Raw genomic sequence first — 14,476 nt, 5'->3', positions numbered from 1 at the left:
AATCCTAATTTATCAGTGTTCGAAACGGTTGCGCATAATATTTATGACTCATTTTTATTGACAATTATTCCCAGACCACTTAAGAAAGATACAGATTAAATGAGATGAGGAGGCTGGCGAAATGATAAAAACTGATAAAGATACTAAAACACTTGAGACACAAGCGGTTGATGAAGAATTACGTCTATTAAATATTGACTTAGAACACTAATTAAATATCCTCAATAAAATTCCATCTAATGAAAAAGGCGTGAGAAAATATGCTCCCGTCTTTTTTGTTATGGAATATTAAATAATCATTGACCATGCAATACTCAGCCTGTAAACTAGCCTTTAAGAATAAAAATTTGAGCAAAGGAAGTGTCATTGTGGCAAACATCAATTTAGATGCGTTTGATAAGATTATTGTCTTGGATTTTGGTAGCCAATACAATCAATTGATTACTCGTCGGCTTCGAGATTTCGGGATTTATTCTGAGCTGCTTTCTCATAAGTTGACTGCTGATGAGATCAAAGAGATTAATCCTAAAGGGATTATCTTCTCTGGTGGTCCTAACAGTGTTTATGACCCCAACGCATTCAAGGTCGATCCGGAAATCTTTAAGCTTGGTATTCCAATCTTAGGTATTTGTTATGGAATGCAGTTAATGTCATACGATCTTGGTGGAAAAGTTGAAAAAGCTGATAACTCTGAATACGGACGAGCAGATATTGAAGTACTTGATGACGAGGCTGTATTATTCAAAGGTTTGCCAAAGAAGCAATATGTATGGATGAGTCATGGTGATTTAGTAACGCAAGCCCCAGCTGGTTTTGAAGTTACTGCTACTAGTAAGAACTGTCCAATCGCATCGATTGCTGATAATGACCGTAAGTTTTATGGTGTTCAATTCCATCCAGAAGTTCGTAATTCCGAATACGGATTAGACATTTTACGTCGCTTTGCTTTTGATGTTTGTGGCGCTAAAGCAAACTGGACGATGGATGATTTCATTGATATGCAGATTGATGAAATCCGCAAAGAAGTCGGTGACAAAAAGGTCATTCTAGGCCTTTCTGGTGGGGTTGATTCCAGTGTTACCGCTGTTTTGATCCATAAGGCAATTGGTGACCAACTCACTTGTATTTTTGTTGACCACGGACTGTTACGGAAGAACGAAGCTGACCAAGTGATGGATGCGTTGAGTCGCGACCTTGGTGTTAACATCATTAAGGTTGACGCAGCAGATCGCTTCTTAGGTAAGCTTGAAGGGGTTACTGATCCAGAACAAAAGCGAAAGATTATCGGTAAGGAATTTATCGAAGTCTTTAACGAAGAAGCCAAGAAGATTAATGACGCTGATTTCTTGGCTCAAGGGACACTTTATACAGATGTAATTGAATCTGGAACGGATACTGCCCAGACAATTAAGTCTCACCATAACGTTGGCGGATTGCCAAAGAAGCTAGGTTTCAAGTTAATTGAACCATTACGGAAACTCTTTAAGGATGAAACCCGTGAACTTGGTGAAAAGCTTGGTATTCCGCATGAATTAGTATGGCGTCAACCATTCCCAGGTCCAGGTCTTGGAATTCGGGTTATTGGTGAAATCACACCAGAAAAGCTTGAGATTGTCCGGGAAAGTGATGCAATCCTTCGTGAAGAGATTAAGAAGGCTGGGCTTGATGAAGAAATTTGGCAATACTTTACTGTATTACCAGGTATTCGTTCAGTCGGTGTTATGGGTGATGGGCGGACATACGACTATGCAGTTGCAATTCGGGCCGTTACCTCAATCGATGGGATGACAGCCGATTTTGCTAAGATTCCATGGGATGTTCTTCAAAAGATTTCAGTTCGAATCGTTAATGAGGTAGACCATGTTAACCGGATCCTTTATGATGTCACGAGTAAGCCACCTTCGACGATTGAATACGAATAATGTTACTTTTTAATATGGTTGCGGAAAGCCAATATAACGGTATTTAATGGAATAAATTCAATCTAAAAATAAGTGAAAGTAATATTGTTCCCTACCAAAATCCTACCAAAAATTGTTAAGGATATTATGAAAAAGGTACTGCGTAAATTCAAACTACGTAGTACCTTTTTTGTAACTGATTTTAATATTTTATTTACTTGGGATAACAATTACTTGTTGGAACCAATAATTCTTTGAGCTTAATTCATGTTGTAATTGAGGATAACGAGCGAGAATCATTCGTAAATTCTTTAATCCTAGTCCATGAGTACTCTCTAAATTATTGTGGTTATTTGAAAGTTGCTGTAAATTAAAGGATTTAGTTTTTGTAGAGTTACCAACAATGATCCACTGATTATTATCTTTGGTGAATAAGGAAATACTTACTTGACGATCCTTAGATTGTTTAGCAGCTTTAATAGCATTGTCTAAGAGATTTGATAAAATTCGAATTAAATCAAGTGGTTCAATTACATTAGAAAACTTAATTGGTTCGTCAATTTCTATTGTGAGTTTAAGATTATCTTTTAAAGCGGTCATTGCTTTATTGTAAATTAAACTTTTAAGATCTAAGTTCTGGACGTTTTCTAGTTGGCTTAATACACTAGTCTTTTGTGTAATGCTATCTTTCGATGGAATCAGAACACGGTTTAAAATATTTTTCGCTTCTGTAACGTCATTATTTTCTAAAGAACCAGTCAGACTGTATAAAACATTTTTGTAGTCATGACGAAAACGACGTAGTTCATCATACATTTCTTCAATGTGACTAGTATAATATTGCAAGTTATCAACTTCAAATTTTAATGTAGTGGCAAGTGCTTTTTGTCGATAATAATTTGTAAATCCTTTAATGGCAATTAATGCGATAATACCATAAGAGAGGGTGACAGCAATTGTTATAGGAAGCTTATTAGGGTGTCCTCCTCCATTTACTCTAAATTCGTAAAGTAAGAATGTGAGCATTAATATACTAATAATCCAAGCTAAAATAGGATAAGGAATAACGACATTGTTAATGTAACTGTTGAATAGCTTCTTTGTCCATATTATTATTCCGTATGCAACGCAGAATGAGACAATAATTTTTAAATTTCCGAGTACATAATAGACAAAATTATAGTTTGGAACTTTAACTAGAAGATTATATAGAAAAGTAATAAGAGAACCGAAGCAGCCAAACGTTATCAAAAGAATAAAATTGGCATAGATAAACTGATTACCGATAATGTTAAAAGAAATTTGTCGATGGACAACAAAATAATATATGATTAATAGCATTATTAAGATAACTAAAATATTGCCGACTAAACTGATTGCAAAAGAATAAATAAAGCCAGCAATAATAAAATACCACCATTTAAAGTGAATATTGCTTAAACGACTAAAAAGTAATAAATAAGCACTACCATACAATAGATTCCAAATAAGTCCGCTTGAAAGCCAGTATAGTGGCGATGGAAAAAATTGTGGTAGTAATGCAGGAACGTTAAAAAATTGCATAAAAATCCTCCTATGAACAATGAAATACCTTTTTAGTGTAAACCATAAGGAGATCAAAGAGTAATGAAAATATGTCCTAAATGTAATGGAATTAATGATAATAAAGCAGAATATTGCCATTTTTGCGGAAATAAACTCTATCAAAATTTAACTATTAAGTGTCCTAAATGTGGGCGTTTATGCTCTTTAGATAGAAAATATTGTCCTAATTGTGGAGCAAAATTACCAATAATAAATAAAAAATTATCATTAACTTTTTATCCTAAAAGTTGGTTAGGAAACAAAAAGTTAATGATAAGGCTCGGTATTATTTTAATAGCAATAATTAGTACTTTTTGTATTGTTGCTTCTTTAAAGTCTACTACTTACTTATACCATGCATCTGCCTCCAGAAAAGTTCAAATTAATTATCAAAATAGTGATCATGAAACAATTTTTAGTGAATATTACGATATCCGGCCATTGAATCGGAATTATGCAAATTATTTTGGTGGAAAGGAGAGTTTGTGGCATAAGAACAAATCTTTTAGGGAAGAGGCTTATTATTATGGAAAGAATCAAAATGGTTATAATCGCTTGTGGAAAGAAAATAACACTAAACCTTTAGCAAAATATATAATGATCCAACGTATTAAGAAGAGCGAAAATTTAATAGAGATAAAAAAAGAAAAACCAAAAGTCACGATTCAACTTATTTCATCTCAAAAAGATCCAGTAAAATTTATAGACCAATATAGAGATTGGGGTCAGTGCTATTTTCCCAATAATCCGCAAATTCGATATTACCAGCTTAATACTTTGTCCCAATACTAAAAGCCACCCTTATTTTTTGTAAGGGTGGTTTTTAGTTACCAATTAATATTTTGTGAATCAAGAATGCTAATAAGTTTATGAAGTTTTAGCCGTGAAATTGGGACAATCAGCTGGCTATTAAGAAAATGAATTTCTTTTTTCTTAATGTCGACATCTTGAATATTGTTAAGATTTATCAAATAACTTCTTTGTGGACGAAATAGTTTTGGAAAAGTTTCTTCGAGTTCTTTTAGAGAGGAATTAACATTTATTTGACGGTTATCAATCGTATACATTAAAGACTGGCGTGTACTAGTGGGACTACTTTGAAAAAATAATATCTTTCGAGTAGAAATCCTTGTATAAAGATTATTGCTTTTAATAGTAATTATTTCATCACGATTAGTGGCTTGTTTACTTAAAATCTTACGAAAATCTCTAGTTAAATCCTCTTCAATTGTATGATAATTTTTGTTAATGAAATCAAGGGCCTCAACTTGATACTTATAAGTAGTATATAGAAGATCTTCATGAACAGTAAGAAAAATGATGGAGGCTAAATCATCATTTTCTCTAATCAATTTGCTAACTCTAAGACCAGCTTTTAAATCTCCGTTTATCTCAAGATCTAAGATATAGATATTGTCAGGAGACGGAAAAAGAAGATTCCGATTAAGGTCTCTTAAATTATTAAATGTTTGAATGTTGATATTACGAATATGTAATTTATTTTGAATATTATGGATAACATTGGTTAATAACTTTTGTTCTTCAAGATGATCTTCTAAAGTAATTATATTTAGCATATTGTCACCTCTCGATAGTCAATATTACTAAAAAAGATAAGTAATATTGATAAGTGTGTGAAAATATTTTCATTTAATACAATATATCGACGCTCAATGTAATGAATTTTGATTAAATTTTATAGTCATTAAAAATAAATATATATTATTTCGTTCGCTCCCAAATAGCGACATTCAATGCATCGCAAAAAAATGAAAAATTATAAAATAACAAAGTAATTGGCATTCGATAGTTAATTACTATTTTGGTTTACTATTGGGCTATAAAAACTAAAGGTCTCTTTCCCTTGATGGAGAGAAGCCTTTTTATTTGGGAAGGAGTGTCATATAAATGAAACAGATTAAATGGATCTTATTAATTATTGTAGTTCTGTGTCTATTTATTTGTTCATATTTTGCTGGGAGAGTATTCAAGCAGTCATCAATACAAACTGAACAAGTTAGTTCGAAAAAGATGGCCAAAAATAAGGATAGAGTTTCTGAGTCTTCCAGTCAGACAAAGTCAGTTGCTTCTTCATCTAGTAAAAGTGAAGAAAAACTAGATTACGAGACTATTACTCCGATGCAAACAGCAGCAGCTATTGCTTATTATGGACAACATAAAGTTGGAAAAACAATTTGGAAAGATATTTTTGATGGTGCAGATGATTTAGATATTTATCAAAATGATAATGCTGATGGGCTAAATGTTAAGGGTCGAGGAAATTCGTGGATGCTTCATCCAAGTCAAGAAGGTGGAAGTCACATGGCCACTTATACAGTAGGAGCTGATGGAGAGGTTGCCTTTTATGATGTTTCTGCAGTAAATAAAGATGACGATAAAGATCCATATGCTACTGTAAATCTACGTGACATTATTAACTATGTAAACGATCAGGGAGCAGTAGACCAGATAAAAGATAAGGCTCAACATATTCACTTGCAATAATAATGGGAGAGAAAAATGAAAGAACCTGAGAACCAACATATTAATGAAAATAAAGAATTAGAACAAGAAATTGAAAAATTAGAAAATAGGCTTCAAGATGAAGAAAAAAACAAAGATATTAATATCATTCATCGTTTGGCCTTTACTGAGGATCACCTTGCACAAGTATTTCGATTTTTAACACATAATTTAATAACAACCGTAGTTCTAATACTAATTGCTATTATTTTTTCAGCTATTCGGTGGTATGCAATTGTTTTAATTGTCTTAGTTACATATGCTTATCCATTATTGTCTAATCATAGTTATTATCCATGGGAAAAATATTTAAGAAGAAACCATCATTCTCACAAAACAAAAGAAAAGTTAAAGGATAAGCAAGAAACGGAGCATTCAAAAAAGCCAAGTCCAAATAAGGATAAAATCATTGTTTCAGCATTAATCATAGTGATTATAATTCTTATTTCTTTGATTATCTTTTTTATTACCTCAACAAAATCAACTAACTCAGCTCATTCTCATGCCCAGTCAACTACTGTTCAGAGAAGTTCTAGTGAAAAGAAAATTAGTTCAAGCAATAAAAAGCCTGTATCTACTACGCAACACACACAACAACTTTCGCCAGCAAATATGGATGATAAGCTGAAAGCAGCGTCCGCTTATTACTATGCCTCTGAACATCATCAAAAAATGTTTGAGTTTAAAATGGCAGTTCAACAAAATGGTTTAGCAATTGGAAAAGAAACTGGTGCAGATTATCAAGAAGGAACTGATCCGGTAAGTTTAATGCCTCTCCATACTGGGTCGGGGGCAGTACCTTTCTATACTACAGACAACGATAATGTTTATTTCTATGTTCCAAGTGCAATGCCATCAGAGGCGATTGGAGAAGGAAGCGATGATTCTGATCAGCCAGTATTAACGACAACTTGGCAAGAAATATGTGATTTAGTTAATCAAAATGGTGCATATGAGCAAGTTAAGAAAGTTGCAGAGAATTCAGAAGCAATGGGAGATTAGAAATGCAAGATTTATTTGATATGAAACGGGAAGAGCTAAATGACTTTCTCAAACGTCTAATTAGTAACATTAACGATAAAAATGAATTAGAACAAATTTTATATAATAATATTTATATTAATGAAGCTCAAGAAGAATTAAATCAGCGCTTTTGTGATAAATACGATGAATCAATGATTACTTTTCAGGGAATGTTAAATGGAGATAAAGATAGTTTTTTTAATAGTCATTTTGCAACTACTTTTAAGCAATCTCCTACTTCTACGACATATAGATTGTTACTTAAAAAGTTTAACCTTTTAGATCAATTAGAGAATAACTATATTCAAAAACAAGCTGATTTTAGCTTTGGTTCAAGATATGAGAACTTTGGATCAATTATTCTGCTAATTTTGAGTACAGCTTTTTTAATTATGTCGTTTCTATATAACTGGATTCCCCTTTTAAAGATTTTAATGATGCTCTTCTTTATCAGTTCTATATATTTGCTTTATTGTACTTATAAGTTCAAAAAATATGAGACAAAAACTGAAGAGGTTATGAAGGAAAAAGATACCGTCGCTTCTGAAATGAAGAAGATAAGTTTACCATATTTACAGAAGATGTTTGATGAAGCCCTAAATGAGTGGAAAAATGATCCAAATAATATTGAGATAATGAAAGAGGCAAAAGAAAATACTGAAAAAATTCGTGAACAGTTGGCGACAATTGATTTAGATGGTTTGAAACTTATTCCAGTTAAATTTAGAAGTCTAGAGTTTTTACAATTATTTGAAACATTTTTACAAGATGGACGTGCAGACTCTTGGAAAGAATGTGTGAATTTATATCATCAAGATGTTCAATTTGATGAAAATATTCGTCATCATCGTGAGCAAGAAGAGCATAATCGTCAACAGAGTGAACTTCAACAACAAGAACTATGGGAACAACGTCATCAATCAGATCTTCAACGGCAACAGCTTAACGAAAGTGTTAGACAATCTGCTATTCAACAAGAACAGCTTAATGAAAATATTAAGCAGTCTACTCTTCAGCACCAGCAACTTGATGAGATGGCTAATCAATCTAAAATACAGAAAGATCAATTACACGAAGCTCGTAAACAAACTGCTAGCCAAGGAAAACAACTTGATGAGCTACGGAAACATACAAGGATTGGTAAGATCATTGGCGCTTCATCCATTCTTCAAAATATTCAACTTAATGATATTCATAAAGAACAGAAAGATCATGATCGTTGGGTAGAAAAGGGATTTAGAACTAAAGAAGAGGAAGAACAATATCGTCGTACGCATCCAAAATGGAGTAGAAATCATCCTCGTCAAGGGTATTATCGGTAATGAGGGATTACTATGAAAAAACACAACAAAATTGTTTGGAGTTTATCTGGAATAATTGTTATTTTAGTTGCAGCTTTATTTTTCATATTAGGTAGCAGTACACAACAAAAAGCTATTAAAAGTGATAAAAATATAAGAGAAACTAAGACGACACAAGTATCACAAAAAGCAGCTTCGTCCACAAAAGAAAACAATGAGTCAGTTATTAGCAGCTCATCATCTCAGCCTAAAAAAGAAAAATTAAGCTATCAACAATTAGCGGTAGCCGCATATATTAATACTTTGCGAGGAGATAATATTGAGGAGAAGATAAATACCTTTAATGAATGTGTGAATGGGGAAAGCTCTAATCCAGCTACTGAACAACCAACATCTTTTGAACAACATAATGATCCTACCTTTCAAATAAATGAAGGTGACATGGGATTTGCTTGGTATGTTATTAGTTTTAATGAAGATTCAATTGATGTTGAGCATTTTACACATGGAGAGCAAGATTCAAGTAAGTCATTTAATAAATCAGATATTGAAGAAAAATATAATAGTTACAAGAGTCAATTGAATGAAGCGATTCAAAAAATTAATCAGAACCAACAAAATGTCTCAAACTCTCAAGATGATGACAGTAATAAAGAATAGATAATAAAAGAAGTGCTACAACTTGAACGCCTTATTTGTTAATAATCGACACTAAAGGCCTAAAATAAAACCACTTGGTAATAATAACCGATTATTACCAAGTGGTTTTTACGTAGTGAATTTTCTATGCTTTACCTGAATATCTTTTTAAGCCTGTATTATGATTTTTCAGTAGTATGTAGCTTTGTCATTACCTCTTCTTTTTCTATTCCATATCTTAATTCTTTTGAGTCTAATCGTCGTAATGTCCTTGCAGCATGAACTCTAGGATTACATGCTTTTTTGAACCCTCCTCCTACTGGGTGAACGGGGATATGATCCTTATTTAGCCAGAAACAATAGCATTTTTCATAATTATCTTTTATCAGTTTCTTAAGCTTATTATTACACATCTTATATCGCTCTTTACTCCTCTTATTTCCTAATCCTTTGACCTTACTGCCCCAACCTAGGAAAATATAATCTGCTTTTTTGAAATATGCTTCTAATAGGCATAAGTTAGTTTCCATTGACTCTATATCTATTTCTTTATTAGTTAGTGAGCTTATCTTATTCGTCCGTGTAGGAATAATATCTATTTGAATAAAGGTTTTAATATTCTTTATGTGTTTTTGATCATCTTCGAATCGATTATTTAGAAAGGCTCTAAGTACATTAGAACGGGTGGGATCTAGACCTCCTCCGTTTTTTACTTTATACTCATTTTTACGATGATATCTTGCTTGATCTTGTTGAATCTTTTCATAGATATAAATTTTCTTAGAATTTGGGTTACCTTCTTCTTCTCTAATTGTGTCTGTAATCTTCTCTAATTATAAGTACTGGGATTAATTCCTACGCTTAAAATAGTTACTCCACTATCTTTTAAGGGCATAATAGAAATGGCCTTATCATTAACTTTTGATTCTAATATTTTAAGCCATTTTTCTGCCGCTGGATTTTTGCCTGGTAATGAGTTTATATACCACCAGCTCGAAAATAATTCATTTCTATTGATGTCTATCTTTTTACAATCCATTTCTTCTTTTCCGCCTCCAGTAAAAGTCCTATACACTCATCCATCTCGTTTACTGCCATTATCTTATCACACTATGTTTATACCTGAATAAGCATAATAGGGATGGTTAACTTTAACGAGATAAAAATAATAGCAGGTACTACATAATTTCGAAAAGTGTAGTACCTGCTTTATTAGTGGAATTATTACTCTATGTTAAGGTTTATTAATCCTAAAACATTTTTTGAAACTTGTTCAGCTTGTTTTTCATCCATTGCATTTAATGCTTGCCAAAGTTTCTTTTGATAAAATCCCATTTCAGCTTCATCAGTTGAGCCATGCATTAGTTTATCCATACTTGTCTTAAGTACCTCCGCTATATGTGATAGCGTCTTAGCACTGACATTATTAGCTGTTCCAACTTCTAGTCTTGAAATGTAATTAATTGACAATCCAGTGTTATTAGAGAGTTGTTCCTGAGTAATGCCAAGCTCATGACGCCTGGCTCTGATGTTAGCTCCTAGATTATTCATTTTGAAGCCCTCATTTCATTGTTTATTTCTAGCATATTGAAGAAATACTAATAAAATAAGGCACTGTACTTATTGTTTATATCAATTTATACGCATATATAAATATAAGTCCAAAAATAATGTAATCATAGTGGTAAAAGGTGTTATAATTACTCCTGTATTAAGTTGATATATTCAAGAAAAAGTTACGTTGAATACATTATATCTACACTCAATGCAACGTAGCTTTTAGGAAAATTGTAGAATTATTAACGAATTAAATAAAAAAACACCTTCATTCTGAAGGCGGGGGAGTAATTAGTATGATGAAAGAACACATTAATTTCAACACTGTTGCTAAGGAACATAAGAAGCTATACAAGTCAGGTAAGACATGGATGGCCGCCACATTAATGACAGTAGGACTTGCTGGTGGAGCAATGTTATCAGGAACAACTGCTAACGCTGATGAAGTAACACCAGTTCAAAGTGCAGGTACCATTCAAGCTAGTCAACAAGCAACTGATCCAGAACTTGCTAATGCACAATCAGATGCCCAAAAGCAACAATCAACTATTGATAGTGCTAATGCTCAATTAAAGGATCAACAAAACCAATTGAGTGAAGCGCAAGGTCAACAAAGTTCTGCTCAACAAGAACTTGACCAAGCTAAGCAAGCACAACAAGCTGCTACTAAAAATGATCCAGCAGTTAAGCAAGCTCAAGCAGATGTGAACCAAGCACAGCAACAAGTTGATAATCAACAACAAGTAGTTAATGATGCACAAACTGCACTAAACAACGATGGCCAAAATATCCAAAGTGCTACGAGTGCTGTAAGTCAAGCTAGTCAAGCAGTGGATCAAGCACGCCAAACTGCTACAGATGCAATTAACCAAGCTGCAGCACAACAAGCTAATGAAGCCCAAAATAAAATTGACCAACTTGAAAACCAAGGAAAGGCTCAAGCTAGTCAAAACTTAGATAATCAGATTAATAATGTTAGTGGTCAAGTAACAGACGCACAAAATAATGTAAATAATACCAATTCAAAGATTAGTGATTTACAAGACCAAGTAAAGGATTTACAGGATCAAGAAAACCAAGGAAATACGGATCCAAATCTTGTTCATCTCAATGGACAGACCGTTGATACTTCAAAGAGTCTATTAGAAAATGCCGCCCGAAATAATCTGTGGAAAAAGACTACTTATGTTTCTGATGGTGATTGGGATGGTAAGTTTGTTCCAGAGAATATTTTTGTGACACCAGATGAAGATGCTGACAGTTTTGCTACTGCTAATGACGGTTATTCAAAGACCCAATTATTACAAGAATGGAAGCTTTATGAGACTATAGCACGTAAAACTGATATAGTTAACAAACAATCAGGCATGACGGATGCTCAAATGGAAGAGCTAGCAATTCTGTTAATGAATCAAATTAATCATGCGCGTCAACAACGTGGTCTAAAACCATTTATTATGACAGAACAGAAGTATCAACAGGCACAAGTTAGGGCAAAATTAAGTGCAAGTAGGTGGAGTCATAATGAGGACGACATTCTTACTGCGTTTGGACGTGACCAATATGAAAATTTAGGATCTTTTGATACTAATCCCGCAAATATTCAATGGGGATGGAATTCACGTGAAGCTCTTGATAAAGGTGAAAATCCCACGGATGCTTATGTAAATACCGATGATAATGATCCATTAACTATGTTTGCTATATTGATGGACGCTGATGAACCTGTAAATGACATGCTTAATAATGAAGGAGCACATGGTGGGCACCGTGAAAATTTCCTTGAAGATACTGGTGATTTAAACTATGATGCCGCATTTGGATTCGCACCTTATATGGATAATGGAGAACTTAGGTATTATCTGACGTTTGATTACGATGGCCCTGCACGCAATAATACTCCAAACATGATGGATCGTATTGCACAATATCAAGCAATGGGACCAATTACTGGTGATGCAAAGGCTGTTGATAATAGTGCTAAGATTAACGATTTGAATAACCAAATTACTAATCTTCAAAACACTTTAGCTAGTCAAACTTCTAAGCTCCAAAGTTTACAAAGTCAACTGCAAAACTTGCAAGCACAAAAAGCTAATGTTCAATTTAACTTAAACCAATTGAGTTCAGATCAACAAGCTGAATACAATAATGCTAAGGAAACATTAGCTACAGTAAACGATTGGAAGCAAGGACAATTGTCTAACCTTGATAGCAACAGTAATGTTCAAGATGCCTTGAACAAGTTAGGTTCAGCCAAGAGTAACCTTGAAAGTGCAAAGAGCATTAAGGCAGAAGATGAAACTAATTTACAACAAGCCAAGGATGGTTTAACTAGTTTGACCCAAATATTAGCTACCAAGCAATCTGCACTTGATAATGCAGAACAAACAGCTAATGCAAGTGCTAATCAAGCAGTTAAGGAAGCACAAAAGAAGTTAGATACTATTAATGGTAAGATTGCTGATTTGCAAAATGCTATTGCAACTACTAAGGCAACTATCAGTAATGCTCAAGTACAACTTGATAAGGATAACCAAAAGATTACTGGCATCAAGAATGGTCAAAAACCTGCTAAGCCTGATACTGATAAAGATGAAAGTAACAAAGGTACCACTACGCCTTCTGAATCATCAAAGGGTGACGATCAAAAGGATCATCAAACTACTCCAGTTGAACCATCTAAGCCAAGCGATGGCAACAAGGGTAATGTAACACCATCTGATCCAAATAAGGATAGTGAAACTACCAATCCTACTACACCATCTAACCCAACAACACCTGCACAACCAGATACCGGTAACGCATCAATTAGTGGTCAAGCTGGTCATAAGCCTGCTACATCAGACAAGAGTAGTGAAGTATCTAATAACACTGCTACTAAGCCAACAATTGTATTACCAACTACTGATAAGGAAAACGATTCAGCAGTTTCTGGTGCACAAGGACAAAATACAACTATGACTCGTGAACAATACAAAGCGCAACAAGCTAAATTGCCACAAACAGGTAATAATGACAGTAAAGCAGTGATTGCATTAGGAGTATTAGCTGGTATGTTTGGCTTTGGATTAGTGACTAAAGGCAAAAAGGAATTTTAATTAGACTAATAAAGTATTAGGCTTAATATACTTACTTATTCTTTCTTAAAATAGAGCAATGAGATGTTGAATTATGTGTTCTTTCACTACATCTCATTGCTTTTATTTAATACAAGTTTTCAGTAAGGTGGATAACTAGTAATGAATAAAATTAGTGAAGAAAAATTAACTATTAAAAATACTGATAAGATAGATGTTCCAGTTACAGAGTTAGAAAATAAGAATATATCAATATTTGATATGGTTAGTAGTCAACAGATTAAAATTGATGATTGTGCTCATAAACCTAAAAAAGGTTAAAAATATTACTGCTTTATGTGTTCACGCTAAAAAATTTTTTTGAATAAATCTTTTTTAATTAGAATAAGTTTGTTGAGGTGAATAACTTTAACAAAAAATTTAAAAAAGGATAGGTAAGATAAATGTTACGAAAACATTTACACGAAACCTATATGGTTTCATTAATCCAATTCTTAAAAAATTGGGAATATCTGTTAGCTATGAACGACAAAGCAAAAAAGACAATCACTCTTAAGCGAGGTAACAAAATTGTTGCTACCGTATTTACTCCTTATACTTTTGAAAAAACTGATGCCGAGATTGAGAAGTTGGAAGCAACTCATCAAGCAGACCAGTTTAAGATTAAGCATTTAAGAAAAGAAAATGAAATTCTTAAAGCTCGTCTTGAATTGTTAGAAAAATTAAATAGAACTAACAACGCTCCATTTGAATAAGCAAAAAACACTTAGTGACTGACGTGTACCCCCAGAGTTGGAAATCAACTCTGGGGGTATTTTATATGACCAAAATTAGCGTTAAAACTAAACTTAAAGCTGTTGAAGAATAT

The 14,476-nt window shown here is 33.2% G+C and carries 14 protein-coding genes; 9 read left to right on the top strand and 5 right to left on the bottom strand.

The window, feature by feature from the left end:
• The first annotated feature begins 368 nt into the window (after positions 1 to 368).
• The gene (guaA, locus tag H5R88_RS00080) at positions 369 to 1,922 is read left to right on the top strand and encodes a glutamine-hydrolyzing GMP synthase (RefSeq protein ID WP_182578680.1); all 1,554 of its coding nucleotides are present in this window, start codon (positions 369 to 371) and stop codon (positions 1,920 to 1,922) included.
• A gap of 189 nt (positions 1,923 to 2,111) precedes the next feature.
• On the opposite strand, the gene H5R88_RS00075 is transcribed toward guaA, so the two are convergent.
• Positions 2,112 to 3,464, bottom strand: coding sequence for a sensor histidine kinase (locus tag H5R88_RS00075; protein WP_182599972.1), 1,353 nt, complete (start codon positions 3,462 to 3,464; stop codon positions 2,112 to 2,114).
• 63 nt (positions 3,465 to 3,527) lie between these two features.
• On the opposite strand from H5R88_RS00075, the gene H5R88_RS00070 reads away from it, so the two are divergent.
• A complete protein-coding gene (locus H5R88_RS00070) occupies positions 3,528 to 4,277 on the top strand; it encodes a zinc ribbon domain-containing protein (RefSeq protein ID WP_182599971.1) in 750 nt (249 codons plus the stop codon).
• A 35-nt stretch (positions 4,278 to 4,312) separates the two neighbouring features.
• Here H5R88_RS00070 and H5R88_RS00065 read toward each other — a convergent pair whose 3' ends face one another.
• The gene (locus H5R88_RS00065) at positions 4,313 to 5,062 is read right to left on the bottom strand and encodes a LytR/AlgR family response regulator transcription factor (RefSeq protein ID WP_182599970.1); all 750 of its coding nucleotides are present in this window, start codon (positions 5,060 to 5,062) and stop codon (positions 4,313 to 4,315) included.
• Positions 5,063 to 5,393: 331 nt separating this feature from the next.
• Here H5R88_RS00065 and H5R88_RS00060 point away from each other — a divergent pair, with 331 nt between their 5' ends.
• From H5R88_RS00060 to H5R88_RS00045, 4 genes are read left to right on the top strand one after another with little or no spacing between them, the layout of a single operon-like run.
• Positions 5,394 to 5,990, top strand: a complete 597-nt coding sequence (locus H5R88_RS00060) for a hypothetical protein (RefSeq protein ID WP_182599969.1) — start codon at positions 5,394 to 5,396, stop codon at positions 5,988 to 5,990.
• Positions 5,991 to 6,005: 15 nt separating this feature from the next.
• The gene (locus H5R88_RS00055; RefSeq protein ID WP_182599968.1) at positions 6,006 to 7,010 is read left to right on the top strand and encodes a hypothetical protein; all 1,005 of its coding nucleotides are present in this window, start codon (positions 6,006 to 6,008) and stop codon (positions 7,008 to 7,010) included.
• A 2-nt stretch (positions 7,011 to 7,012) separates the two neighbouring features.
• Complete coding sequence (locus tag H5R88_RS00050) at positions 7,013 to 8,353, top strand: hypothetical protein (RefSeq protein WP_182599967.1); 1,341 nt, start codon at positions 7,013 to 7,015, stop codon at positions 8,351 to 8,353.
• Positions 8,354 to 8,365: 12 nt separating this feature from the next.
• On the top strand, positions 8,366 to 8,992 hold the full coding sequence (locus H5R88_RS00045) for a hypothetical protein (protein WP_182599966.1): 627 nt from the start codon (positions 8,366 to 8,368) through the stop codon (positions 8,990 to 8,992).
• 158 nt (positions 8,993 to 9,150) lie between these two features.
• On the opposite strand, the gene H5R88_RS00040 is transcribed toward H5R88_RS00045, so the two are convergent.
• The 3 genes from H5R88_RS00040 to H5R88_RS00030 form a co-directional block, all read right to left on the bottom strand.
• Positions 9,151 to 9,576 carry a DUF1643 domain-containing protein gene (locus H5R88_RS00040; RefSeq protein ID WP_375138894.1) on the bottom strand — a complete coding sequence of 142 codons (426 nt, stop codon included), beginning with the start codon at positions 9,574 to 9,576 and terminating at the stop codon, positions 9,151 to 9,153.
• Positions 9,577 to 9,800: 224 nt separating this feature from the next.
• Positions 9,801 to 10,010, bottom strand: coding sequence for a hypothetical protein (locus H5R88_RS00035; protein ID WP_182599965.1), 210 nt, complete (start codon positions 10,008 to 10,010; stop codon positions 9,801 to 9,803).
• Between the two features lie 185 nt (positions 10,011 to 10,195).
• Positions 10,196 to 10,522 (bottom strand): helix-turn-helix domain-containing protein, encoded by a 327-nt coding sequence (locus H5R88_RS00030; protein WP_182599964.1) that lies wholly within the window; start codon positions 10,520 to 10,522, stop codon positions 10,196 to 10,198.
• Positions 10,523 to 10,824: 302 nt separating this feature from the next.
• On the opposite strand from H5R88_RS00030, the gene H5R88_RS00025 reads away from it, so the two are divergent.
• The 3 genes from H5R88_RS00025 to H5R88_RS00015 all read left to right on the top strand — a co-directional run bounded on the left by H5R88_RS00025 (position 10,825) and on the right by H5R88_RS00015 (position 14,363).
• Positions 10,825 to 13,629, top strand: a complete 2,805-nt coding sequence (locus H5R88_RS00025) for an SEC10/PgrA surface exclusion domain-containing protein (protein ID WP_182599963.1) — start codon at positions 10,825 to 10,827, stop codon at positions 13,627 to 13,629.
• Positions 13,630 to 13,770: 141 nt separating this feature from the next.
• On the top strand, positions 13,771 to 13,929 hold the full coding sequence (locus H5R88_RS00020; RefSeq protein WP_153705211.1) for a hypothetical protein: 159 nt from the start codon (positions 13,771 to 13,773) through the stop codon (positions 13,927 to 13,929).
• 122 nt (positions 13,930 to 14,051) lie between these two features.
• Positions 14,052 to 14,363 carry a hypothetical protein gene (locus tag H5R88_RS00015; protein WP_182599962.1) on the top strand — a complete coding sequence of 104 codons (312 nt, stop codon included), beginning with the start codon at positions 14,052 to 14,054 and terminating at the stop codon, positions 14,361 to 14,363.
• Positions 14,364 to 14,476 lie beyond the last annotated feature (113 nt).

This window comes from Limosilactobacillus agrestis (assembly GCF_014145585.1).
In the GTDB taxonomy this organism is placed as follows: domain Bacteria; phylum Bacillota; class Bacilli; order Lactobacillales; family Lactobacillaceae; genus Limosilactobacillus; species Limosilactobacillus agrestis.
The sequence above is the reverse complement of the archived record's forward strand: the minus strand, read 5'-3'. Positions and strand labels throughout refer to the sequence as shown.